This is a genomic window from Micromonospora sp. 067-2, from assembly GCF_046549295.1.
Taxonomy (GTDB): domain Bacteria; phylum Actinomycetota; class Actinomycetes; order Mycobacteriales; family Micromonosporaceae; genus Micromonospora.
This window is the reverse complement of the sequence record NZ_JAJPWB010000001.1, coordinates 284,685-306,795: the sequence shown is the minus strand read 5'-3', so window position 1 is coordinate 306,795 and position 22,111 is coordinate 284,685. Positions and strand designations below refer to the sequence as shown.

Genomic DNA, 22,111 nt, shown 5'->3' with positions numbered 1-22,111 from the left:
ATGCCATCTCTTCGGGGTCATGGAACCTCCATCGTGTGGCAGCCCAGGGCCATCCGCTGACGGCTCCCGCCTGGACGATGGTCCAGAAACCTATCCGCCGCCGATGACAGGCGTCAATCAACCTGATCGACGCGATCAAATGTCCTCCGGGCCTGTCGGACCGCCCTTCGGCCGGGTCCCCACCAGCCGTTGCAGGCCTAGGCTCGCAGGCGGCGGCGGTGCGGTCGGATGGAGGGCTGCCGGATGACTGAAGGACCCGGGCACACGACCTACGTGCACAGGGCTCTGGACCTCTTCGCCGACTTCGGCGACCGGGAGGCGTTGGTCGGTGGTGGACGCCGGCTCACCTACACCGAGGCCGCCGCGCTTCTCCGGGCGATGGCCGCGACGCTGACCCGGCACGGCGTACGGCCCGGCTCGGCGGTGCTGGTGACCGTCGCGAACGCGGTGGAGGGTCCGCTGCTGCAGCTCGCCCTGCACCTGATCGGCTGCCGGACGATGTGGGTCGCTCCGGTCACCGCCCGCCGCGAGGTCGACGAGTTCATCCGGCTGGCCCGCCCCGACGCGCTGGTCTACGACGCCCGGGACCCGGCCAGCCTGGGCCCACACCTGGCCGCCGCGCTGCCCGGCACGCCGGTGTGCTGCCTGGGCCCGGGCGGCGCCGGCCCGGACCTCACCGTCGACGGCGGCCCGGTCGACCTGGCGGCGGTCGTGTCGGCGCCGGAGTCGTTCCTGCAGACCAGCGGCACCACCGGCAGCCCCAAACTGGTGCACCACCGGGAGGGCTTCTACGCACAGATCCTCGCCCTGGCCGCCGACTTCCGGGCCGCCGGGTTCCCGCTGCTGCGGCACCTGTCGCACTCGCCCATGTGGCTGGCCAGCGGCCAGATCACCACCCTGTTCAACCTGTTCACCGGCGGTGTGCTGGTGCTGCGCGACGACTGGGACCCGACGGCGTTCGTGGAGACCGTCCAGCGGGAACGGATCAACTCCACCTTCGTCACCCCGCCGATGCTCTACGAGGTGCTGGACCACCCGGCCCTGCCCGGCGCGGACTTCTCCGCCATGTTCATGTTCAACGTGGGTGCCGGGCCTGCCGCGCCCGCCCGGCTGCGCCAGGCCATCGCGCGCTTCGGCCCGGTGCTGCGCATCGTGTACGGCCTCAGCGAGGCCGTGGTGATCACCGCGTTGCCCGGGTTGACCGACGATCCGGCGCACCCGGAACGGCTGAGCTCCTGCGGCCGGCCCTACGGCGACGTGCGGATCGAGATCCGCGACGGCGACGGCACGGTGCTGGCACCGGGGCGCGACGGTGAGGTGTGGGTGCACACCCGGCTGAGCTTCGCCGGCTACCACGGCCAGCCGGAGCTGACCGCGCAGACGCTCGTCGACGGCTGGGTGCGCACCCGCGACATCGGCCACCTGGACGGCGAGGGCTACCTCTACCTCGTCGACCGGGCGCACGACATGATCGTCACGCACCGGCGGAACTGGGCGATCTTCTGCCGACCCATCGAGGACGTGCTGGCCGGGCACCCACAGGTGCGGGCCGCCGCGGTGATCGGCGTGCCGGACGAGACGGTCGGCGAGGTGCCCTACGCGTACGTGGTGCCGACCGCGGACGCGACGGTGACCGGGCCGGAGCTGATCGACCTGGTCACCGCCGAACTCAACGAGATGTGGGCGCCGGCCGGGGTGGAGTTCACCGACCGGCTGCCGGTCAACCGGTCGGTCAAGGTGGACAAGCGGGCGCTGCGGGACCGGTACGCGGCGGGCCGGGCGGCGGCGGTCGGGGCGTGACGCCGCGCCGGCAGCTGATCGTCCTGGTCAGCGCGGACCTGATCTCCAATGTGGGCACCCGCATCTCGATGGTGACCATTCCGTGGCTGGTGCTGGTCACCACGGGCAGCCCGACGAGGATGGGTCTGGTCGCCTTCGCGGAGACGCTGCCGTACCTGCTGTCCAGCGCGTTGGGCACACCGTGGGCCGACCGGATCGGCCTGCGCCGCGCCTCGATCCTCTGCGACGTGGGCAGCGCGGGGGTCATGTTGATCGTCGCGCTGACCCCGTGGCTGGGCTTCGCCCCGCTGGTGGCGCTGGTGGCGGTGGCCGGCGGGTTGCGCGGCATCGGGGACCGGGTCAAACACGTGATGTTCCGACCGGCCGCCGAGGCCGCCGGGGTGCCGCTGATCCGGCTGACCTCGGCGTACGACGGGTTGAGCCGGGTGGTGACCCTGTTCGGCGCCGCGGTGGGCGGCCTGCTGATCGCCGGGTTCGGGGTGACCGGGGCGATCCTCCTCGACGCGGCCAGCTTCGGCATCTGCGCACTCCTGATCGGCGTCCTGGTCCGCCCGCCGGACGCCCCGGCGCGGCCGGCCCAGCCGGAGAGCTACCTGCGCGCGCTGCGTGCCGGGTTCAGCCACCTGAGCCGGGACCGGCCGCTGCTGGGCATGCTGGCGGTGGTCTCCGCGCTCAACATGGTGGCAAACGCCAGTGTGGCGGTCTACATCCCGGTCTGGGTCGCCCGGGAGCTGCACGGCCCCACCGGGCTCGGCTTGGTGCTGGCGGCGTTCTCGGCGGGCGCACTGCTGGGCAACGTGCTGTTCACCGCGCTCGGTCCCCGGCTGCCCCGCCGACTGACCTTCCTGGTCGGCGCGCTGGTCGCCGGCACACCCCGCCTGGTCGCGCTGGCGGTCAGCGACGAGCTTCCGGTGGTGCTCGTGGTGACCTTCCTGTCCGGGATCGGCATCGCGGCTGTCAACCCGCTGCTCGGGGTGGCGCTCTACGAGCGGGTGCCGCCGGAGTTGCAGACCCGGGTGATCGGCATCGCCGGGTCGTTGGCCTTTCTCGGGTTGCCGGTCGGCGCGCTGCTCGGCGGCTGGTCGGTGGACGCGTTCGGGCTCACCCCGGCGCTGCTGGTCATGGCGGCGGCGTGCCTGCTGGTCAGCGCGTACCCGCTGGTCGCCCGGATGTCCGGCCCGAGCGCGCGGACGCAGCCGTCACCCGCGGTCCGCACGCCCTGACCTCTCGGCGGCCCGGGCCGCCGGGCCGGGGGCTGGGTGCCGACGGCGGGGCATATCGGTTGCGTGCGGCGGGCGGCACCCGCAGGCTCCCAGGGATGAACGCGCTGCCTCCGCTCGACGTACCGGACACCGACGACACCGTCGCCGACCGGATCGAGGTGGCGCTGGTCCGCCGCCTGATCGCCGAGCAGTTCCCGAGGTGGGCAGAGCTGCCCGTACGCCCGGTCGACGTCGGGGGCTGGGACAACCGCACCTTCCACCTGGGCGACGCGATGACCGTGCGGCTGCCCAGCGGCGAGGGGTACGCCCTCCAGGTCGCCAAGGAACAGCGGTGGCTGCCGGTGCTCGGCTCCCACCTGCCGCTGGCGATACCCACCCCACTGGCGCACGGTCGGGCGGGGGCCGGCTACCCGTACCCGTGGTCGGTCTACGGGTGGATCGACGGGCAGACCGCCCGCGCCGAGCGGATCGCCGACCTGAGCCGGTTCGCCACCGATCTCGCCGGTTTCCTGCGAGCCCTGCGCGGCGTCGACGCGGACGGACCGGCTGCCGGCCCGCACAGCGCCTGGCGCGGGGGCCCGCTGTCCACGTACGACGCCGAGACCCGGGCCGCGATCGAGGCGCACCGCGACCGGCTGCCCGTCGACGCGGTCCACGCCATCTGGCAGACCGCCCTCGACGCCACCTGGGTCGGGCCGCCGGTCTGGTTCCACGGCGATGTCGCGGCCGGCAACCTGCTGGTCCGCGACGGCAGGCTCGCCGCCGTCATCGACTTCGGCTGCTGCGGTGTCGGCGACCCCGCCTGCGACACCGTCATCGCCTGGACGCTGCTGGACGGCCCCAGCCGAGTCACCTTCCGCGACGCGCTGGGCCTCGACGCGGCCACCTGGGCACGCGGGCGCGGGTGGGCGCTGTGGAAGGCGCTGATCACCCTGGACGATGTGGACCCGGCCAGGGCGGCCGAGGCCCGGCACGTGCTCGACGCACTGCTCGCCGAGCGCACCGTGGCCCGCTGAACCCCCGTACGGTGTGGGCATGGCCAGCTGGGACGACGTCCGCCGGATCGCGCTCGCGCTGCCCGAGACCACCGAGCGGGGCTCGTACGACGGGCTGCCCGCCTGGCGGGTGCGCGACAAGCCGTTCGTCTGGGAACGGCCGTTGCGTCGGCCCGACCTCGACGCCCTCGGCGTCGCCGCGCCCGACGGGCCGATCCTCGGCGTACGGGTGCTGGACCTGGGCGTCAAGGAGGCCCTGCTCGCCGACGACCCGTCGGTCTATCTCACCATCCCGCACCTCGACGGCTATCCGGCCGTGCTGGTCCGGCTCGACCGGATCGGTGTGCCGGAGCTGACCGAGGTGATCACCGAGGGGTGGTACGCCCGCGCCCCGAAACGCCTCGCCGCCGCCCACCGAGCCCGGCAGGAGCCAACCGACGGCTAGGCTCGGCGGGTGAAGCAGGTGGACGCGATCGTCTTCGACATGGACGGCACGGTGATCGCCTCGCACGCGGCGGTGCCGGCCGCGTACCGGGCCGCCATCCTCGCCGGCGGCGGGCGGCAGTACACCGACGACGAGATCATCGCCGGTTACCCGCTCGGCGCGCCGTCGGCCCTGCTCAGCGCGCTGCTCCGCCGGCCCGCCACCGAGACGGACGTCGAGCGGTACCACCTGGAGCTGGCCGCCGTCGCCGCGCAGGTCGCCAGCTACGACGGCGTGCCCGAGCTGCTGGCGGACCTGGCCGGCCGGGCACCGGTCGGGCTGTTCACCGGCGCCAGTCACCGGGCCGCCCACATCCTGCTCGAGCGGGTGGGTCTGGCCGACCACTTCCGGGTCATCGTCGGCGGCGACGAGGTGACCCGACCGAAGCCGGCCCCCGACGGGGTCGTCCTGGCCTGCCGGCGCCTCGACGTCGCACCGCAGCGCAGTGCCTACGTGGGCGACTCGCCCCTCGACCTGCGGGCCGCCCGGGACGCCGGTGCGCTGGCGGTGGCCGCCAGCTGGGGCCACCAGTACGACCCGGACGCACCCGCCGACCTGACCGTGGCGCACCCTCGCGACCTCCGCGCGCTTCTCGTCTGACCGACCGGGGTCGCCTCAGCGGCCGGCGGGGGTCGGGGCGGCGTGTTCGGTACGGCAGCGCGGGCAGCGCAGCCGCCTTCCGGCGGCCCGGGGCACCCGTAGCCGTTGACCGCAACGGCAGGTGAACACCGTCCGGGTCGCCCGTAGGTACTCGTCGCGCTCACGGCGCTGCCAGGTGCCATGGCAACGGTTGCACCGTTTCGGCGGATAGCTGTGGTAGTAGGCGAGGCCCAACGCGCCGGCCGTCATCACGGCGGCACAGAACGGCAGTCCCAGCAGCGCGAGGAGGGCGGGCAGCATCGCGCCGATGCCGTCGGACAACACCCCACCGATCACTGCCAACACCAGCACCGGCACGCCGAGCAGGAGGCCCGCGAAGCCCCACGTAAAGACCAGCAGGGACAGCACGAAGAGCAGCCGCACCCCACCGGGCGCCCAGCGGGCCACGCCATACCCGCCGCAGCGCGGGCAGTTCGGCGAGGCGTGGTGCGGCACCGACCGCAGCGCCCTGGGCGCGAGCCACTCGACGAGCCGCTTGAGGATCTCCTCGACCAGCTTGGTCGCCAGAGACTGGAGAAACGAACTGAGCACGCCTGTCACCTCCCCGCCATCGTGACCGACCGGGGCCGTCACCCCACAGCAGCGCGCCGATGCCGAGGCGCGGGCGACACCGATCCGACAGTGCCGGTCACGCCGCCGGGGAGTTCGTCGGGCGTTCGTCTCGTGGCCGCGCGGGCGTCGGCAGAGGCGGCTAGCGTCGGCCGTCGTCACCGCGCCCGTCTCCGGGCGGCCGGACGACGGCCGGCAGCGGGTCGGGAGCACGGGCCGGTCGCGCCGAGCCGAACCGGGCACCGGCCGGCGCCCGCGATGTCCCGCTCCCCAGCCCCAGGAGGCCGCCGCGTATGACATCGTCATCCACCCGCCGCAGCAGCGCCGAGGTCGTCGCCGTCCACCGAATCGGCGACAGCGCGCCGCACAGCGCGTTCACCGACCTCGTCCGGTACGCCGGGACCTGGTTCTGCGCCTTCCGTGAGGCGCGGACCCACCTCTCCGACGACGGCGTGATCCGGGTGCTGACCTCGACCGACGGGCGGTCGTGGACCTCGGCGGCGGCGCTGCGTCAGGACGGCGTCGACCTGCGTGACCCGCATTTCGTTCCGCGGCCGGACGGGCGGCTGCAACTGCTGGCGGCGGCCGCCACCGGCGAGACGACCAAGGCGTTCCAGACGGTGACCTGGCTCTCCGCCGACGGGCACGGCTGGGGCGATCCGATCCCGGTCGGCGAGCCGGGCGTCTGGGTGTGGCGGGCGGCCTGGCACGACGGCGCGATGTACGGCGTCGGCTACGCCACCCGTGACCCGCGGTTCGCCCGGCTCTACCGCAGCGCCGACGGCGTCGACCTGCAGTCGTGGGTGCCGACGCTGTTCGAGGGCGGCTACCCCAACGAGTCGGGGCTGGTCTTCGACCCCGACGGCACCGCGGTGTGCCTCCTGCGCCGTGACGGGGACGGCGCCTCCGCGCAGCTCGGTCGCGCCCGGCCGCCGTACCGGAACTGGACCTGGACCGACCTCGGTGTCCAGGTGGGCGGGCCCACGCTGCTTCTGCTGCCCGACGGGCGCCTGCTGGCCGGGGCGCGGCTGCTCGGCGGTGAGGTCCGCACCGCGGTCTGCGCCGTCGACCCGGATCGGGGCGAGCTGACCGAGTTGGTGGCGTTGCCCTCCGGCGGCGATACCAGCTATCCCGGTCTGGTCTGGCACGACGACCTGCTCTGGGTCAGCTACTACTCCTCCCATGAGGAGCGGACCTGCGTCTACCTGGCCGAGGTCCGGCTGACCGGCTGAGCGGGCCATGGCCGCAGGCCGTGGATTCGGTTAGCGTGCCGACATGCCATCGACGCTCACCGAATCGACGGACCCGTACTGCCTTCGTCCCGGCGAGGCCGCCGAGCTGCTGCGTGGGCATCCCTGGCGTCGGTTCGTGGCGCTCGGAGACAGCGTCGTGGAGGGAATGTGCGAGCCGACGCCGGGCTACCCGGACGTGCAGTGGGCCGACCGGATCGCCGCCGAGCTGGCCGCCGTCCGCCCCGGGCTGGCGTACCGGAATCTGGGCCGGCGTGGGCTGCGGGCGCACCAGGTCCGCGCCGAGCAGCTCGCCCCGGCGCTGGCCTTCGACCCGGACCTCGCGCTGGTCGTCTGCGGCGGCAACGACGCCTTCCACCCGGCGTACGACGCGGACGCGGTGGACGCCGAGCTGACCGCGATGATCAGCGCGCTGCGGGACGTCGGCGCCGACGTCATCACGGTGGGCATGTTCGACGTGTCGCACAGCCCGGCGGTGCCCGAGCCGCTGCGCGCCGGCCTCGCCGAGCGGATGCGCCGCCTGTCGGCACACACCGCGAGGCTGGCCGAGCGCCTGAACACCCTGCACGTGCACCTGACCGACCACCCACTCACCGCCGACCCGAGCATCTACAGCACCGACGGCCGACACGGCAGCGCCCGCAGCGACGCCGTAGCCACAGCCGAAACCCTCCGCCGCCTCTCCCCCACCCACCCCCACCCCCACCCCCGTTGATCATGAAGTTATAGCCATCGATCCCGGCGTGTCATGGCAATAACTTCATGATCAACGGGGTGGGTGGGGAGTGGGGTTAGTCGTGGAGGAGGATTCCTGTTAGGAGGACGCCGTGGGCGAGGTTGAGGATTCCGTCGCAGCCGGGGTAGCCGACCCTCGCCAGGCCGCCGGAGCCGTGGCGGCCGAACAGGTACGGGGCCAGGGTGTACGGGACCTCGGCGCTGACCGTGTCGCCCGTCTCGATCTGCACGAAGTCCATCGGCACCCGGTCCGCCGGCAGGTACTCCTGCAGGATCACGCCGCCCCGGTCCACGGCGGCGCGGAGGCCCTCGGCCCAGTCCACCGGGCCGAGTTCCGGGCCGAGCAGCACGCCGATCCCGGCCGAGCCGTCGGCAGGCTTCGCCACCAGCCCGCCCTGCTCGGCGAGAGCCCGGTCGAGCACCGCGGCGGTCAGCGGCACCGTGTACGGCACGTGCCGGCGGATCAATGCCTGGTCGTCGGCGGGTAGCCCGTCCACGTCCTCCCACAGCCAGGCGAAGGTGGTCTTGTTGCCGAGCAGCCAGGCGGCCGCCGAGACGAACATCGGCAGTGTGCCGGCGGCGAGGGCCCCGGCGACCGCGTCCAGGCCGCCGGTCGGGGTGACCCGGTTGGGCACGAAGAGGCGGAACAGCGCGTCGACCGGCGCGCCGTCGACGACCAGCCGCCGATCGGCGTCCAGGGTGGCGGTGGACACTCCGGCGATGACCAGGTCGATGCCGAAGTCCCTGGCCCGCACCACGAGGGGGTCGAGGATCCGGATGAACGTCTCCGGGTCGTCCAGGCCCGGGTAGTCGGAGTCGAAGTCCATCAGCAGCGCCACCCGGGCGCCGTCGGGCAGCCGCAGCTCCTCGCGGATCGCCACGAACCGCTGGTCCAGCAGGGACGGCGCGGCCCGCAGCGGCAGCTCACCGACGATGCCCTGCTCCCGGTAGAGCTGGGTGAACCGCTGGATGACGGTGTCGGCGTCGAACCCGCCGCCGAGGCTGCTGTCGATGTTGTACTCGACGAACTTCGGCACGCCGTCGACGAAGAGCACGTCCGGCCGGTATGCGGCCAGCAACGCTTCGGTCAGTGGCTCCGAGTCGTCCAGCAGCCGGGTCTCCCCCGCCGGTACGCCGAGCAGCCGGCGCAACTCGCCGGCGGTGCCCGCCCGACGTCGGCAGGCGTCGAGGATCAGTTGGGCCAACCGGTCGCAGACCTCGTTGAGCTCGCGCCAGGCGTCGGCGGTGAGCACCGGCGGTCGGGCCAGCCGCCACTGCTTGTTGTAGGTCGCCCGGCCGTGGAAGACCCGCTCCCAGGCGGCCGCGCCGCTGGACACCATGGCCCGGCGGGTCGGCTCCGGCAGGTCGGTCCAGGCCCGGTCGGCCGACGGCCACGAATAGTTCGGGTCGATCATGATCCGTCCTTCATGGTCAGGTGGATGGCGGTGGTGAGCTGGTCGCGACCGGGCTGCACGGCGCGGTCCAGTGCCGGGGCGAACGGCAGTACCGCCCCGTCCGGGCGGGTGACCCGGCGCGGCGGGGCGAGCAGCCGGACCCGTTCGACCACCGAGGCGATGATCTCGGCGGCGACCCCGCAGGAGCGGTTGGCGTCGTCGACCACCACGAGCCGCCCGGTGCGGGCCACCGACTCGGTGAGACCGTCGATGTCGAACGGGTACAGGGTGCGCGGGTCGAACACCTCCACCGAGACCTGATCGGCGAGTTCCTCGGCCACGGCGAGGGCGTCGTGCACCAGGTGCCCGACCGCGACCACGGTGACGTCGTCGCCGAAGCGGTGGATCCGGCCCCGGCCCAGCGGCACCGGTACGAGGTCGTCCACGTCCGCACGGCTGTCCATCGCCGCGGCCGGGGCGAACACCACCACCGGGTCGTCGTGTCGGATCGCGGTGACCAGCAGGCCGTACGCGTCGGCCGGGGTGGCCGGCACGACGGTGACCACCCCGACGTGGGCGAAGAGGCTGTACGGGTGGTCGGAGTGCTGCCCCGCCCAGCCGGTACGCGAGCCGGACCCGGGCACCAGGTAGGTGACCGGGACCGCGCACTGCCCTCCGGTCATCAACGGGAACTTGTGCGCGTGGTTGACGATCTGCTCGAAGACCAGGAACAGCAGCGACGGGATCTGGAACTCGATGACCGGTCGCAGCCCGGCCAGCGCGGCGCCGGTGGCGAAGCTGGTGAACGCCTGCTCCGACAGCGGGGTGTCGCGGATCCGGTCGGTGCCGAAGCGCTTGGCCAACCCGGTGGTCACCAGCGACGCGCCGACCTGGATGTCCTCGCCGAGCAGGAACACCGTCTCGTCGCGGGCAAGCTCGTCGGCGAGGGCCCGGGTCAACGCTCGGCGGTACGACAGTCGGGGCACTCAGCCTCCTCCGGTGCGGGCGGTCATGCCGCTGGCGTACAGGTACGCGAGGGCGTCGGCCGGGTCGGGTTCCGGGCTGGTCAGGGCGAACCGCACCGCCGCGTCGAGGGTCGCCTCGACCTCGGCGTCCACGGCGACCCGTTCGGCGTCGGGAATCCGTTCGCCCTGGATGCGTACCGGGTCGCGGGCCCGGGCGCGGGTCACCTCGTCGGGCGGGCGGTAGTCGAGGCGTACCGCGTGTTCGAAGGTGTGGTGGGCGTCGAAGCGGTAGGTCCGGGCCTCGACCAGCTCGGGGCCGCCGCCGGCGCGCATCCGGTCGACGGCGGCGGCCGCGGCCGCGTACACCGTCTCGGGGTCCTGGCCGTCGACCTGGACGGCCGGGATGCCGAATGCGGCGGCGCGGCCGGCGATGGTGCCGGCCACCGCGCCGGCGACCGGCATGGTGGTGGCGTAGCCGTTGTTCTCGCAGACGAACAGCACCGGCACCCGCCAGAGCGCGGCCAGGTTGAACGCCTCCAGCAGCATCCCCTCGTTGACGGCGCCGTCGCCGAAGAAGCTCACGCCGACGGTGTCGTGGCCCCGGCGTCGTCGCGCCCAGACGGCGCCGGTGATGATCGCCCCGGAGGCCCCGACGATCGCGTTGGCGCCGAGGATGCCGAGGCTGAGGTCGGCGGCGTGCATCGAGCCGCCCCGCCCGGCGTTGAGGCCGGTGACCCGGCCGCACAGCTCGGCGAGCATCCGGGCCGGGTCGGCGCCGCGGGCCAGCACGTGTCCGTGCCCGCGGTGGGTGCCGGCGATCACGTCGTCGGCACCCAACGCGGCGCAGACGCCGGCGGCGATTCCCTCCTGACCGAGGTACGGGTGGATGCCGCCGACGATCTGCCCACCGTGGACCAGCTCCACCGCCCGCTGTTCGAACCGGCGGATCAGCCGGACGGTGCGGTAGAGCTGGACCGGGTCGGCGTCGGTCACGCGGGCCCCTTGACGGCGGCCAGGATCTCGTCCCAGAGCCGGGCCCGGGCGGTCAGCGCGGTGTTGACCGTGTCGGCGCACTCCTGCCATTTGGTGTCGTCGTCGCCGCAGAGGTCGGCGAGCATCTGCATGGCCATCGGGGTGTGCTGCTCGCCGTCGACCTCGATGTGTCGCTCCAGGTAGTCGACGAACGTGTTCAGTCGGTTGCTGCGCTCGTTGACCGCGACCACCTGGGTGAACATGTCCGGGATCAGGTCCTCGCGGCCGAACGCGAAGGCCGCCGCCTGGCAGTGCACCGGGGTCGTGTCGATGATGCGCCAGGTGGTGGCGGCGAAGGCCGCCGAGGCGGCCGGCGCACCGGCCTCGGTCAACGCCTCGGGCACACCTCGGCCGGCGCGCAGCAGGTCGATCAGGCCGTCCACGGCGGTGGTGTCGGCACCGGCCTCGTGCATGCCCTGCACGTACAGCTCGAAGTGGCTGATGTAGCCCTCGCCCAGCTCGTCGCTCTCCTCCACCATGACGATGTCGTTGATGAGGCGGCGGCTGCCGGTCGGACCGGTCGGGATCCAGGGGACGGTGACGCAGGTCAGCTGCCGCTGCAAGGACTTGAGCAGGGACATGAAGTCCCAGACCGCGAAGACGTGGTGCTCCATGAAGGTGACCAGTGACTCGTGGGTGTCCAGGTTGGCGTAGAGCGGGTGCTTGACCACGGCGTCTCGCCGCTCGGTCACCGCCTGCTCCAGCCGCTCGATCCCCGGGTGGGTCCTACCCCAGTCGTACCGTGACATGTTCAGCCTCCCTGCTGGGCGTGGTGGCGCCAGATGACCGGGCAGTAGTCGGGGTCCGCGTAGTCCGGCCGCCCGTCGGAGGTACGGCGGACCAGCACGTCGTGGTTGTACGCGGCGAGCGTGCCGTCGGACAGCGGGTACGCCCGCCAGGCGTTGTCGCCGTCCTGCAGGTGCAATAAGATCGCCTGCCGGGGGCGGCCGCTGACGTTCGGGCCGCTGCCGTGGTAGGTGCGGCAGTGGTGGAAGCTCACGTGTCCCCTGGGGATCACCATCGGGATCTTGCGGATCTCGGCGCCGTTGTGTGCCGCGTTCTCGGCCAGCATCTCCTCCAGCTGGTCGCGGTCCCGGTCGGCGAAGTGCCGCACCACCGTGTCGTCGGCGCCGATCTCCCGCCACCGGTGCGAGCCGTCGACCATCGTGATCGTGCCCATCTCCTCCCCGCAGTCGTGGAAGGGGATGAACGCGGTGAGCATGTTCTCCGACGACGAGGACGCCCAGTAGTGCTTGTCGAAGTGCCAGGGCACGATGTTGCTCGGCTCACCGGAGATCGGCGGTTTGTAGATCAGCGTCGACTGGAAGACCCGGATCTCGTCGGCCTGGGCCAGCCGGGCGGCGACCGCACCGATCAGCGGCTTGCGCAGGATCGCGCCGAGCCCGTCGTGTTCGTGGTGGACGTAGTCGTTGTGCCGCTGCACCGGCCCCTTCGACTGCTCCCAGTAGGCGAGCTTCGGTGGCCGGACGGGCAGCCGGCGGTCCCGCTCCCCGCCGTAGTAGCGCTGCGTGGCGGCGGCGAGCGCGTCCACCTCGTCGTCGGTGAACAGCTTTCCCGACAGGTACCAGCCGTGCTCGACGTAGTGCCGCACGTCGTCGTCGGAGGGCAGCAGGGCCTGCTCCTGCGCGGTCAACGTCGCCTCGTGCCCGGTGGTCGCGCTCACTGCGCCTCCTCGGATCGCGACTGCGGGGCTCGCAAACCCGGCTCACTCCTCGCGCTCACTGCGCCTCCTCGGATCGCGACTGCGGGGCTCGCAAACCCGGCTCACTCCTCGCGCTCACATCCCCACCCCCTGCGGTGCGGCCAACTCCCGTTCCTTGGCCTCGTACAGCGCCTTGATGTTGCCGCTGCCGAAGCCCCGGGCGCCGCGCCGCTCGATCAGCTCGAGGAAGAGCGTGCGACGGACGTGCATCGACTCGGCGAAGATCTGCAACAGCTGTCCGCCGTGGTCGGAGTCGACCAGCACGCCCAGCTCACGCAGCCGCTCCAGTGGTGCGTCGACCCGGCCGACCCGCGTCTCGAGCGAGTCGTAGTAGCTGCCGGGAGTGCCGGCGAAGCGCACCCCCCGCCGGCCCAGCCTCTCCACCGCGCCGACGATGTCGTCGGTGCGCAGCCCCAGGTGCTGCACCCCGCCACCGGCGTGCTGGTCGAGGAACGCGTCGATCTGGCCCGGCCGCCGGGTGCGGTCCGGCTCGAGCAGGACCACGGTGACCCGCCCGGAGGGGCTCTGCACCACCTTGGAGTTCATGCCCTGCCCGCCGACCTCGATGTGCTCCTCGAAGATCTGCCCGAAGTCGAACAGCCGCTGGAAGTGCCCGACCGTCTCGTCGAGCTGGCCGGGTGGCACGCAGACGGCCAGGTGGTCGATCTCGGCGAGCAGCGGCTTGTCGTCGTGCTCTGTCGCGCCGACCGGCACGATGCGGCCGGGCAGGAAGTCGCCCCGGTCGCCGCGGCGCTGCACCAGGCGGTGCCGCACGTCGGCGAAGCCGTCCACCTCGGCGGTCACCACCTCGGCGTCCGCGCCGGTGACGGTGGTCGGCGGCGTCACCGGAGTCGCACCCCGATCGAGCAGCTCGGCGTACGCGTCAGCGACGTCGTCGACCTCGACCGCGACGACCGCGATGCCGTCGCCGTGCCGTTGCACGTACTGCGCCGCCGGATGCTCGGCGCTCAGCCCGGAGGTGAGCAGCAACCGGATGTCTCCGTGGCAGAGCAGCAGCGAGCGCTGCCCGACCAGCCCGGTCTCCGGGCCACCCTGCCCGCAGACTCGGAAGCCCAGTGCGGTGTCGAAGTAGAAGGCCGCCTGCCGGGCGTCCCCCACGTGGAGTTCGATGTGGTCAATTCCACGGATGTCCATGTTCCCTGAAAACTCCTCCCACGGTTTCCCCCCGTGTTGCCGTCCGGGCGCGCCCCGCCCGGGATGCCGCCTCGCTCACCTCCTCGGCTCGGCGACCCGCGCGAGCAGCAGGCTCACGTTCTGGCCGCCGAACCCGAACGAGTTGGTCAGCGCGTACTCCGGATCGGCCTTGCGCGGCGTGCCACGGATGTGGTCCGCCGGGCAGGCCGGGTCCGGGTCGTCGAGGTGGTACGTCGGTGGCAGCAGCCCCCGACCGAGAGCCAGCGCGGTGGCCGCGGCCTCCAGCACCCCGGACGCGCCGAGCAGGTGACCGGTGAGCGCCTTGGTGGAGCTGACCGGCACGCCACCGGCACCGAAGACGTCGGCCAGAGCGGTGGTCTCCGCGACGTCGCCGAGTTTCGTGCCGGTGCCGTGCGCGTTGACGTAGCCGACCGCCGCCGCGGGAACGCCGGCGCTGTCCAGGGCGCGGCGGATGCACGCCGCCGCCCCGGCGCCGTCGGGGCGGGGTGCGGTGAGGTGGTACGCGTCGGTGCTCGCCCCGTAGCCGGCCACCTCGGCGTAACCGGTCGCGCCGCGAGCGGCGGCGTGTTCGGCGCGCTCCAGCACCAGCAGCGCCGCGCCCTCGGCCAGGACGAACCCGCTGCGCGAGGTGTCGAACGGCCGGCTCGCCCGGGCCGGGTCGCTTCCGGCTCGGGCCAACGCACGGGCGTTGCCGAAGGTGTCGGCGAAGGTCGGAAAGAGCGGCGCCTCACTGGCCCCGCAGACCACCACGTCGGCCTCCCCGGCCCGGATCAGCCGGACCGCGTCGGCGACCGCCTGGGCGCCGGACGCGCACGCGGTGCCGACCGACGAGCTGTAGCCGCGAATGCCGTGCGCGATGGCGATCCGCGCCGCCGGCATGTTCGGCAGGATCCCGGTGAGCAGGTACGGACTGACCGCCGCCCGCCCCCGGGCGGCGCGGGCCAGCACCTGCGCCTCCAGGGTGGCCATTCCGCCGACGCCGCCGACGATCACCGCGATGCGCGCCGGGTCGACGTCCCGGCCCACCTCGATGCCCGCGTCGGTCAGCGCGTCGGCGGCGGCGAGCAGGGCGAGCACCACGATCCGGTCCAGCACCCGGGTCTCCGGCCCGGACGCGACGCTGCGCGGGTCGATGTCGGGCAGCAGGCCGGCGACGTCCAGCGACTCCCGCACCGGATGCCCGTCGGGTGGCCGGGTCAGCCCGGACCGGCCGGTGGTCAGCGCGTCGAAGGTCTCCTCGACACCCCGCCCGACCGGGGTGAACAGGCCCATCCCGGTGATCAGGGCGCTCATGACAGCGCCTCGCTCAGGTAGCGCTCGCGCAGGGCGACCTTGCGGACCTTGCCGGTCACGGTGACCGGGATGTCCGCCGAGCGCACCGGCACCACCTGGCGCAGCGTGGCACCGACGTCCGGGCCGAGCGCGACGCGGATCCGCTCGGTGCGATCCTCGGTCTCGTCGGCGCCAGCGGTCAGCTCCAGCAGCACGTCGGTGACCACCTCGCCGGTCTCGGCGACGACGACCACCACCGTGCAGTCGGTGACGTCCGGGCAGGCGGCGAGGATCCGCTCCTCCGACAACGCGGTGTAGAACCGCCGCCCGTCGCCCGCGTCGACCGAGTCCACCGCCCGGTCGAGGTGGTAGTAACGGCCGTCGGCGTCGGCGCGGACCAGGTCGCCGGTGAGGTACCAGCCGCGCTGACGGAACCGGTGGGTGGTGACCGAGTCGTTCCAGTAGCCACGGAACAGCGACGGGGAGTCGATACCCAGGTAACCCACCTCGCCGACCGGCACCGGCTCGCCCTCGGCGTCGAGCACCGCGACGCGGGTGAACCGGTACGGCCGGCCGATGCAGCGGCCGTACCGGTCGGTGTCGGCGCGGTGGGTGATGTGGAACATCGAGTGCCCCATCTCGCTGGAGCCCAGACCGTCGATGAAGACCGAGCCGGGCACCCGGACCACCCCCTCGCGGGTGACGGTGTCCCGCGAGCCGACCGCGACCAGTCGCCGGATGTGCGGTTCGTGCGAGCAGTCGCCGGTGTTGAACCACAGTCGCACCGAGTCCAGGTCGTAACCGGACAGGTCGAACCGGGCCAGCTCGGCCCAGGTGACCGAGAAGCCGAACACCCCGTCGGGTCGCCAGCGCTGGATCGCGTCGAGAACCCGCTCGCCGCCCTGCTCGGAGAGGAGGAACATCTCCGCGCGGTTGCCCAACGCCTGGTTGACCATCAGCACGGTGGCGGTGTGCGGGGCGGGCAGCGCGTTGAGGATCCGGGTGGTGCCCTGCGCCTGCGGCATGGTGAGCAGGTGCCGGGTGGCGGCGAACAGGCTGGCGTGCGAGTGCAGCACCGCCTTGGGCACGCCGGTGGTTCCCGAGGTGTGGGTGATGACGATCGGGTCGTCGGGGTGGTGCCGGTAGTGCGCCGGAGCCGCGGCCGGGTCGCCCGTGCCGGCCTGGGCCGGGGTGCCCAGCAGCGGCACACCGAGGTCGTGCCCGGCCAACAGCGCGGTGTGCGCGTCGTCGGCGAGCACGCCGGAGCCCCGCAGCCGACGGATGTACTCGGCGGCGATCTCCGGGCGCAGCTTGCCGTTCATCAGCGCCGGGATCGCCCCGAGCCGGGCCAGCGCCAGGAAGCTGAGCACCATGTCCGAGGCGGCGGTGGCCCACACGGCCACCGGGTCACGCGGGCGTACGCCGCGCTCGTGCAGCCAGGCGGCGCGGGCGGCGACCCGCTCGTCGAGCCGGCCCAGGGACAACGCCACCTCGGCCGGGTGCCCGTCGACGGCGGTGTCGAAGGTCAGGCCGGGCCCGTCCGGGTCGGCGCCGTGCGCCAGCACCCGCGCCAGGACGTTGCCCGCACCCAGCTCGGTGTCGGCGGCCAACGCGCCGCGCAGTCCAGGAGTTCTCATGGCCGTGCTCCTCCCCCCAGCAGCACCGCGACCGCCTCGGTGGGTGCGTCGGGTGCCTGTTCGATCAGGATCAGCAACACCTCGTCGGCGTCGCCGTCGTGCAGCAGGAGGTCCGCCTCGGCGGTGCCGTCGGCGCGCGGGTCGCCGGTCGGGCTCAGGCAGACCACCGGGCCGCGCAGTCCCCAGCGGGCCGCGACGTGCCCGGCGACGCTGTTCGGCACGGACTGGAAGAAGAACAGCGGACCGACCCGCCCGCCGGCCTCGACGGTGGCCCGTACGTGCTCGGCGCTGGCCCGGTCGCCGCTGGCACTGACCAGCACGAGCGCCGTCCGCACCTCCGTCGGCACCGGCGCCGACCCGTACCGCCGCCGCAGGCACCGCTGGGCGACGGCGACGACCACCGGCGCGAACGTCGAGTGCACGAACCCGGCGACCCCCGGCGCCTCCCCGTCCCCCGGCTCGGGCCACCGCCCCTGCGCCCGGACGCGGCTCTCGCCTCCGACCGTCTCTCGTGATCGTGCAGTTTCGCCCCCCGCTTCGCGGCCTTCGCCGGATTCATCCGGCCGGGAAGTGCACGATCGCGGGGGGTGGGGCGCGGTCACGGGAGGCCGACCAGGAGGGCGGTGTTGGCGCCGCCGAAGGCGGCGTTGAGGGTCAGGGCGTGGGCGGTGGTGGTTCGGCGGGGGCCGTCGGTGATGACGTTGAGGGGGCAGTGCTCGTCGGGGCCCTGCCAGCCGGCGTTGACCGGTAGCGTGCCATGCCGCAGCGCCAGCGCCGTGACCACCAGTTCGAGGAGCCCGGACGCCTCCAACGCGTGCCCGTGCAGCGCCTTGGTGGAGCTGACCGGCACCTGTCCGGCGTGCCCACCGAGAGCACGGTGCAGGGCCGCCGCCTCGGCGGCGTCGCTCTGCGCGGTGCCGGTGGCGTTGGCGTTGACGTAGCCGACCGCCTCCGGCGGCAGCCCGGCCCGGCGCAGCGCCCCGCCGACCGCCCGTGCCAGCCCGGCACCGGTCGGGTCCGGCTGGCACGGGTGGAACGCGTCCCCGGCCCGCCCCCAGCCGGCGATGGTGGCCACCGGCTCGGTGCCGCGGCGGTGGCTCGCCGTGCTGGCCTCCAGCACCACGGCGGCCACGCCGTCACCGAGCAGCAGCCCCCGGCGGCCCGCGCTGAACGGGCGCACCGCGGAGTCCACGGCGAGGGCCCGGCCGGCGTCGAAGAGCGCGAACTGGTCCGGCTCCACCAGGTAACCGGCGGCCACCACCGCCCGGTCGAGGTCACCCCGACCGATCAGGGCCGCCGCGTCGGCCACGGCGGTGCTCGCCGACACGCACGCGCTGGTGTAGACCCGGGTACGACCTCCCAGTCCGCATCCGACGGCCACCTGAGCGGCGAGGGCGGACACGTCCGGGTCGCCGTGCACGGCGAGCAGCAGCGCGCACTCCGCCCGCCGCGCGCCATCCAGACCGGCCGCGCGGCAGGCCGCGTCGATCGCGGCGGTCAGCTCGTCGGGAAGCGTGCCGACCTCGGGCAGGGTGGCCGCCACGGTGACCCGACGGCCGGTGGTGTCGAAGCGGCGTACCGGGCCGAACGCCGGCTCGCCCGCCAGCACGCCGGCGAGCTGCGCCTCGGGGCCCCGGCCCAGGGCGCTGACGGCGTGGACGCCGGTGAGGTGGGCGGCGCGGGGCTCAGCCATCGGCGGGGGCGGTCAGCGACGCGCGGAACACCACAAGGGCGTCATCGACGGTACGGATGCCGGCAAGCTCGTCGTCGGTGAGGTCGAGTCGCCGCTCGTAGCGCTGCTCGACGAGGTGCACCAGCCAGGCGAGTTCCATCGAGCCGATCCGGTCGGGCACCTCGGCCGCCGGTTTCGCGGTGAGCTCGGCGAGCATGGTCAGCAGGTCAGCTCGCCCCAGGTCGGGCTGACCGGTCATCAGGCGTTGTCGTTCGTCGTCTCGGCGACGCGGTCGGCGACCATGGTGGTGAACTCGCCAACCGTCATCAGTGCCAGCTTCTCCGACTCGTCGTCGGCGAACGTCAGGCCGTACCGGTCCTCGACCCGGACGGACAGGTCGGCCAGGGCCAGCGACTCCAGGTCGACGCCGGACGGCCCGAGCGTGGTGTCGTCGTCGAGCCCCTCGACGTCGTAGTTCATGTCGGCGAGCTGCTCGACGACGAAGGCGCGGACCTCGGCTCTCATGGTTACCCTCTCTGGGCGCTCAGCTGACGGTGTCCGGTGGGGACGCCGTCCACGGGTGGGTCGGTCGGAACACCGGAGCTGGGCGAGGATCTCGTCCTGGCGGTCGCGGCGCACGCCGACACGGAGGTCGAGGTCGACGTCGAGCTGGTGCAGCGGGCCACTCACGGCGTCGCTGCCGCGCGCAGCGCGTCGGTCGAGCGGACCAACTTGCCGGTGGTGGTGCGGGGTACCTGGTCGAGCAGGCGCAGCACCAGGGGTCGTTTGTAGCTGGCCAACCGCTCGGCGAGCAGCTTGTCGAGCACCTCCTCGGACAGCGGGCCGTCCGGTTGGACATACGCGGTGATGCCGTTGTCCCAGACCACCACCGCGGCGGCGACGCCGGGCAGCTCGGCCACCGTGGTCTCCACCTCGGTCAGGTCGACCTTCATCCCGCCCACGGAGACCTGCGAGTCGAGCCGGCCGCGCACGGTGACCAGGCCGGTTGCCTCGTCGACGACGCCGGCGTCGCGGGTGTGCAGCCACCCGTCGGCCCACCGGGTCGGGTCGCTCAGACCGACGTACGGCGAGGCCGGGCAGGAGACCCACAGCTCGCCGGCGGATTCGCGAACCTCGATGCCGGGCGCCGGAGCGATCGACGGTCGGTGTCGCCCGTGCAGGTCGGTGCCGATCACCCCGACCTCGGTCATCCCGTACATGTTTCCCAGCGGCACCCCGTACCGGTCGGTGAACGCCTGGGCCACCGCGGCCGGCACCAGCTCACCGCCGGTGGTCATCCGCCGCAGCTGCGGCAGCGGACCGGTCGGCCGGGTGGACGCGAGTAGTCCGATGTGGAACGGCACGCCCAGCACGGTGGCGGGGGTCGGCTCGGCGGCGACCGCCGCCAGCACGGCGTCGCCGCTGAGCCGCTCCGGCGGCACCAGCTCGACCCCGGCGTGCAGGCCGTAGAGCAGGCCGCCGACCAGGCCGAGCACGTGCACCATCGAGGGCAGCAGGATGATCCGCTCGCCGGGCAGCGCCACCCCGTCGATCCGGGTGTAGCGGTGCACCTCGGCGACCAGATCGGCGGAGGTACGGCCGATCACCTTGGACGGGCCGGTGGAGCCGGAGCTGAGCTGGATCACGGCGTGGCCGCTGACCGCCGGGCGGTCGGCGTACGGGGTGACGCCCTCGGTGACGTCGACGAAGATCCGTAGCGCTCCCCCGCCGGTACGCAGCGGCGCGACGACCACCTGCGGGGTGAGTCGGGCCAGCGCGCGATCCACCTCGTGGTCGGTCAGCCGGTGGTCGAGCAGGATCGCCTGGGCCCCGGCGCGCCAGGTGGCCAGCAGGTTCACCACGTACGCCAGCGACGGTGGCAGTCGAAGGGCAGCGGCGCCGCCGGGGCGCAGCCCGGCGGTGGTGAGCCGGTCCTGTGCGACGGTGACCAAACGGTGCAGGGTGACTCGGTCGATCGGCTCCGGCAGTCGGAGACAAATATCGGTGGGGCGCCCGGCGAACAGGACTTCGTCCACCCATGCAGGGTCTGTCACCGTAAAGTTTCCTGCTGATTGATCCATTGCCCTCACCGTTCAACGCGCAGCACAAACTAGGGCATAAAGGCCATTTTGTGGACATCTCTCGGGGTGCTGTCGGAACCCTACGACAGCCGCTCTGCGCATCGCTAGATGCAAATGGCTAGATCAAAGCAAGCGCCCGGACCGATTGCCACATACCGGTGCCGACCACCGGCCATCGGGGTCGACGTGTCGATAACGGCGGCTGCGCCGATCATCTGGAGACCGTCGCCCCGGACGACTTCGGCGACCGGGGCGTCGACCCCCTCCGCGCCTGATCGGGGTCGGCGCACGAATCGGGTCACGATGGGTTACCGGGTGAGGCCGATGAGGGTGGCCAGTCGGGCGACGGTGGCGGCTGCGGCGCCGCGCTGGGCGATGTCGGTGATGAGAGTACGAGCGGCAGGCCGGTAGCGGACTTCGGCGGGTGCGATGGTGTGGGCGTCGGTCAGCGTGTGGGCGGCGGCGGTGAGGTCGCCGGTGTCGAGATAGGCGCGGGCGGCGTCGATGAGGTGGGCGGCGCGGTGCTCGGCGGGTAGTCGGGGCCAGTCGTCGTGGCGGATGGCTTTCTCGTGTCGGTCCAGGGCCTGGGTGGTGTCGCCGAGGTGCAGGGCGGTGAGGAATCGGGTCAGTCGCACGGTGGTGGGGCCGAAGGCGGTGTGGTGGGGGTCGTCGGTGCTCGTACGCCGATCGGCCAGCATGGCGGCGTGGTCGGTGAGGTCCTCGGCGCGGCGGTGCTCGCCGCAGCCGGCGGCGGCGATGGCGGCCTGGAGCAGCAGTGTTCCGCGTACCCGATGGTCTGCGGCGGTGCCGGTGGCGGCGACGGCCGCGGTGAGGGCGAGACGGTCGCGGCCGAGGGCGCGTAGTGCCTGGGTCACGGTGATGGTGGCGGTGCCGGTGCCGATGGGGTCGCCGGTGGCGGCGGTGATGGCGCGGTCGGCGGCGAGCCAGGCGAGGTCGGCCTCGCCGAGTTTGACGAGTACCGAGGCGGTGATCCGGTATGCGGATACCAGCAGCGCCGGTGTGGTGTGGGCGGCGTCGAGCAGGGCCGGTAGTGCGCGCAGGAGTTGCGGGTAGTGGGCGTGCTGGTAGGTGAGCCAGGCGTGCGCGACGTGCCGTCGCACCTGCTCGGCTGGCAGGGTTCGGGTGGGGCGTTCGTTATAGTGGGCCAGGGCGGCGCGGAGCGCGTCGATGCCGTCCAGGCCGGTGGCCGCCGCCGGTGGCGGTTTGCGCGCGTCGAGGAGGACGGCCGGGTCGAGGCGGAGCACCTCGGCGATCTCCTGCACGACCGAGTAGCGGTCCAGGCTGCGTACGCCGCGTTCGACCTTGTCGACCCAGCTCTTGGACTTGCCGAGCCGGTCGGCGAGCATCTGTTGGGTCATCCGGCGGCGGACCCGCCAGCGAGCCACCCGCCGCCCGACCGGCAGCTCGTCGGCGTCGGCCCGGCCCGGCCCGGTCATCGGTCC

Annotated in this window: 21 protein-coding genes and 1 pseudogene; 7 read left to right on the top strand and 15 right to left on the bottom strand. The window is 73.2% G+C overall.

The window, feature by feature from the left end; all coding sequences use genetic code 11:
• Positions 1 to 243 precede the first annotated feature (243 nt).
• The 5 genes from ACLJN9_RS01415 to ACLJN9_RS01395 all read left to right on the top strand — a co-directional run bounded on the left by ACLJN9_RS01415 (position 244) and on the right by ACLJN9_RS01395 (position 5,102).
• The gene (locus ACLJN9_RS01415) at positions 244 to 1,800 is read left to right on the top strand and encodes a class I adenylate-forming enzyme family protein (RefSeq protein WP_410809117.1); all 1,557 of its coding nucleotides are present in this window, start codon (positions 244 to 246) and stop codon (positions 1,798 to 1,800) included.
• A complete protein-coding gene (locus ACLJN9_RS01410) occupies positions 1,797 to 3,023 on the top strand; it encodes an MFS transporter (RefSeq protein WP_410809116.1) in 1,227 nt (408 codons plus the stop codon). Before ACLJN9_RS01415 ends, ACLJN9_RS01410 begins: the two co-directional genes overlap by 4 nt.
• 95 nt (positions 3,024 to 3,118) lie before the next feature.
• Positions 3,119 to 4,039 (top strand): aminoglycoside phosphotransferase family protein, encoded by a 921-nt coding sequence (locus ACLJN9_RS01405; protein ID WP_410809115.1) that lies wholly within the window; start codon positions 3,119 to 3,121, stop codon positions 4,037 to 4,039.
• Between the two features lie 19 nt (positions 4,040 to 4,058).
• Positions 4,059 to 4,463, top strand: coding sequence for an MmcQ/YjbR family DNA-binding protein (locus ACLJN9_RS01400; RefSeq protein ID WP_410809114.1), 405 nt, complete (start codon positions 4,059 to 4,061; stop codon positions 4,461 to 4,463).
• Between the two features lie 9 nt (positions 4,464 to 4,472).
• The gene (locus ACLJN9_RS01395; RefSeq protein WP_410809113.1) at positions 4,473 to 5,102 is read left to right on the top strand and encodes an HAD family hydrolase; all 630 of its coding nucleotides are present in this window, start codon (positions 4,473 to 4,475) and stop codon (positions 5,100 to 5,102) included.
• Positions 5,103 to 5,117: 15 nt separating this feature from the next.
• On the opposite strand, the gene ACLJN9_RS01390 is transcribed toward ACLJN9_RS01395, so the two are convergent.
• Positions 5,118 to 5,693: a hypothetical protein gene (locus ACLJN9_RS01390; protein ID WP_410809112.1), complete on the bottom strand. Its 576-nt coding sequence runs from the start codon at positions 5,691 to 5,693 to the stop codon at positions 5,118 to 5,120.
• Positions 5,694 to 6,004: 311 nt separating this feature from the next.
• Between ACLJN9_RS01390 and ACLJN9_RS01385 the strand changes: the two genes are divergently transcribed.
• Positions 6,005 to 6,943 (top strand): sialidase family protein, encoded by a 939-nt coding sequence (locus ACLJN9_RS01385; protein ID WP_410809111.1) that lies wholly within the window; start codon positions 6,005 to 6,007, stop codon positions 6,941 to 6,943.
• 43 nt (positions 6,944 to 6,986) lie between these two features.
• Positions 6,987 to 7,676 carry an SGNH/GDSL hydrolase family protein gene (locus ACLJN9_RS01380; protein ID WP_410809110.1) on the top strand — a complete coding sequence of 230 codons (690 nt, stop codon included), beginning with the start codon at positions 6,987 to 6,989 and terminating at the stop codon, positions 7,674 to 7,676.
• A gap of 76 nt (positions 7,677 to 7,752) precedes the next feature.
• Here ACLJN9_RS01380 and ACLJN9_RS01375 read toward each other — a convergent pair whose 3' ends face one another.
• From ACLJN9_RS01375 to ACLJN9_RS01310, 14 genes and pseudogenes are all read right to left on the bottom strand, one after another.
• Positions 7,753 to 9,111 (bottom strand): hypothetical protein, encoded by a 1,359-nt coding sequence (locus tag ACLJN9_RS01375; RefSeq protein ID WP_410809109.1) that lies wholly within the window; start codon positions 9,109 to 9,111, stop codon positions 7,753 to 7,755.
• Complete coding sequence (locus tag ACLJN9_RS01370; RefSeq protein WP_410809108.1) at positions 9,108 to 10,076, bottom strand: alpha-ketoacid dehydrogenase subunit beta; 969 nt, start codon at positions 10,074 to 10,076, stop codon at positions 9,108 to 9,110. Before ACLJN9_RS01370 ends, ACLJN9_RS01375 begins: the two co-directional genes overlap by 4 nt.
• Positions 10,077 to 11,048 carry a thiamine pyrophosphate-dependent dehydrogenase E1 component subunit alpha gene (locus ACLJN9_RS01365; RefSeq protein ID WP_410809107.1) on the bottom strand — a complete coding sequence of 324 codons (972 nt, stop codon included), beginning with the start codon at positions 11,046 to 11,048 and terminating at the stop codon, positions 10,077 to 10,079.
• The gene (locus ACLJN9_RS01360; RefSeq protein WP_410809106.1) at positions 11,045 to 11,836 is read right to left on the bottom strand and encodes a DUF3050 domain-containing protein; all 792 of its coding nucleotides are present in this window, start codon (positions 11,834 to 11,836) and stop codon (positions 11,045 to 11,047) included. The genes ACLJN9_RS01365 and ACLJN9_RS01360 overlap by 4 nt, the downstream gene beginning before the upstream one ends.
• A 2-nt stretch (positions 11,837 to 11,838) precedes the next feature.
• Entirely contained in the window at positions 11,839 to 12,771 is a 933-nt protein-coding gene (locus ACLJN9_RS01355; protein ID WP_410809105.1) for a phytanoyl-CoA dioxygenase family protein, read from the bottom strand.
• A gap of 114 nt (positions 12,772 to 12,885) precedes the next feature.
• A complete protein-coding gene (gene hppD / locus ACLJN9_RS01350) occupies positions 12,886 to 13,965 on the bottom strand; it encodes a 4-hydroxyphenylpyruvate dioxygenase (RefSeq protein WP_410809104.1) in 1,080 nt (359 codons plus the stop codon).
• Positions 13,966 to 14,040: 75 nt separating this feature from the next.
• Positions 14,041 to 15,279 carry a beta-ketoacyl-[acyl-carrier-protein] synthase family protein gene (locus ACLJN9_RS01345; protein ID WP_410809103.1) on the bottom strand — a complete coding sequence of 413 codons (1,239 nt, stop codon included), beginning with the start codon at positions 15,277 to 15,279 and terminating at the stop codon, positions 14,041 to 14,043.
• Positions 15,276 to 16,895 carry a class I adenylate-forming enzyme family protein gene (locus ACLJN9_RS01340; RefSeq protein ID WP_410809102.1) on the bottom strand — a complete coding sequence of 540 codons (1,620 nt, stop codon included), beginning with the start codon at positions 16,893 to 16,895 and terminating at the stop codon, positions 15,276 to 15,278. Before ACLJN9_RS01340 ends, ACLJN9_RS01345 begins: the two co-directional genes overlap by 4 nt.
• Positions 16,892 to 17,404, bottom strand: a pseudogene (locus ACLJN9_RS01335) (beta-ketoacyl synthase chain length factor); the annotation flags it as partial. The gene ACLJN9_RS01340 and the pseudogene ACLJN9_RS01335, both read right to left, overlap by 4 nt.
• Before the next feature lie 89 nt (positions 17,405 to 17,493).
• Positions 17,494 to 18,588: a beta-ketoacyl-[acyl-carrier-protein] synthase family protein gene (locus ACLJN9_RS01330; RefSeq protein WP_410809101.1), complete on the bottom strand. Its 1,095-nt coding sequence runs from the start codon at positions 18,586 to 18,588 to the stop codon at positions 17,494 to 17,496.
• Positions 18,581 to 18,826, bottom strand: coding sequence for an acyl carrier protein (locus tag ACLJN9_RS01325; protein ID WP_410809100.1), 246 nt, complete (start codon positions 18,824 to 18,826; stop codon positions 18,581 to 18,583). The genes ACLJN9_RS01330 and ACLJN9_RS01325 overlap by 8 nt, the downstream gene beginning before the upstream one ends.
• Positions 18,826 to 19,092 carry an acyl carrier protein gene (locus ACLJN9_RS01320; RefSeq protein ID WP_410809099.1) on the bottom strand — a complete coding sequence of 89 codons (267 nt, stop codon included), beginning with the start codon at positions 19,090 to 19,092 and terminating at the stop codon, positions 18,826 to 18,828. The genes ACLJN9_RS01325 and ACLJN9_RS01320 overlap by 1 nt, the downstream gene beginning before the upstream one ends.
• A gap of 161 nt (positions 19,093 to 19,253) precedes the next feature.
• Positions 19,254 to 20,648 carry a class I adenylate-forming enzyme family protein gene (locus ACLJN9_RS01315; protein WP_410809098.1) on the bottom strand — a complete coding sequence of 465 codons (1,395 nt, stop codon included), beginning with the start codon at positions 20,646 to 20,648 and terminating at the stop codon, positions 19,254 to 19,256.
• Between the two features lie 308 nt (positions 20,649 to 20,956).
• Positions 20,957 to 22,105: a helix-turn-helix domain-containing protein gene (locus tag ACLJN9_RS01310; RefSeq protein ID WP_410809097.1), complete on the bottom strand. Its 1,149-nt coding sequence runs from the start codon at positions 22,103 to 22,105 to the stop codon at positions 20,957 to 20,959.
• Positions 22,106 to 22,111: the final 6 nt, after the last annotated feature.

Excerpts from the sequence above, each read along its gene's own strand:
- ACLJN9_RS01310 (WP_410809097.1), bottom strand. The coding sequence starts at position 22,105 with ATGACCGGGCCGGGCCGGGCCGACGCCGACGAGCTGCCGGTCGGGCGG.
- ACLJN9_RS01360 (WP_410809106.1), bottom strand. The coding sequence starts at position 11,836 with ATGTCACGGTACGACTGGGGTAGGACCCACCCGGGGATCGAGCGGCTG.
- ACLJN9_RS01340 (WP_410809102.1), bottom strand. The coding sequence starts at position 16,895 with ATGAGAACTCCTGGACTGCGCGGCGCGTTGGCCGCCGACACCGAGCTG.
- ACLJN9_RS01405 (WP_410809115.1), top strand. The coding sequence starts at position 3,119 with ATGAACGCGCTGCCTCCGCTCGACGTACCGGACACCGACGACACCGTC.
- ACLJN9_RS01385 (WP_410809111.1), top strand. The coding sequence starts at position 6,005 with ATGACATCGTCATCCACCCGCCGCAGCAGCGCCGAGGTCGTCGCCGTC.
- ACLJN9_RS01380 (WP_410809110.1), top strand. The coding sequence starts at position 6,987 with ATGCCATCGACGCTCACCGAATCGACGGACCCGTACTGCCTTCGTCCC.
- ACLJN9_RS01375 (WP_410809109.1), bottom strand. The coding sequence starts at position 9,111 with ATGATCGACCCGAACTATTCGTGGCCGTCGGCCGACCGGGCCTGGACC.
- ACLJN9_RS01325 (WP_410809100.1), bottom strand. The coding sequence starts at position 18,826 with ATGACCGGTCAGCCCGACCTGGGGCGAGCTGACCTGCTGACCATGCTC.
- ACLJN9_RS01345 (WP_410809103.1), bottom strand. The coding sequence starts at position 15,279 with ATGAGCGCCCTGATCACCGGGATGGGCCTGTTCACCCCGGTCGGGCGG.
- ACLJN9_RS01320 (WP_410809099.1), bottom strand. The coding sequence starts at position 19,092 with ATGAGAGCCGAGGTCCGCGCCTTCGTCGTCGAGCAGCTCGCCGACATG.
- hppD (WP_410809104.1), bottom strand. The coding sequence starts at position 13,965 with ATGGACATCCGTGGAATTGACCACATCGAACTCCACGTGGGGGACGCC.
- ACLJN9_RS01315 (WP_410809098.1), bottom strand. The coding sequence starts at position 20,648 with ATGGATCAATCAGCAGGAAACTTTACGGTGACAGACCCTGCATGGGTG.
- ACLJN9_RS01415 (WP_410809117.1), top strand. The coding sequence starts at position 244 with ATGACTGAAGGACCCGGGCACACGACCTACGTGCACAGGGCTCTGGAC.
- ACLJN9_RS01400 (WP_410809114.1), top strand. The coding sequence starts at position 4,059 with ATGGCCAGCTGGGACGACGTCCGCCGGATCGCGCTCGCGCTGCCCGAG.
- ACLJN9_RS01330 (WP_410809101.1), bottom strand. The coding sequence starts at position 18,588 with ATGGCTGAGCCCCGCGCCGCCCACCTCACCGGCGTCCACGCCGTCAGC.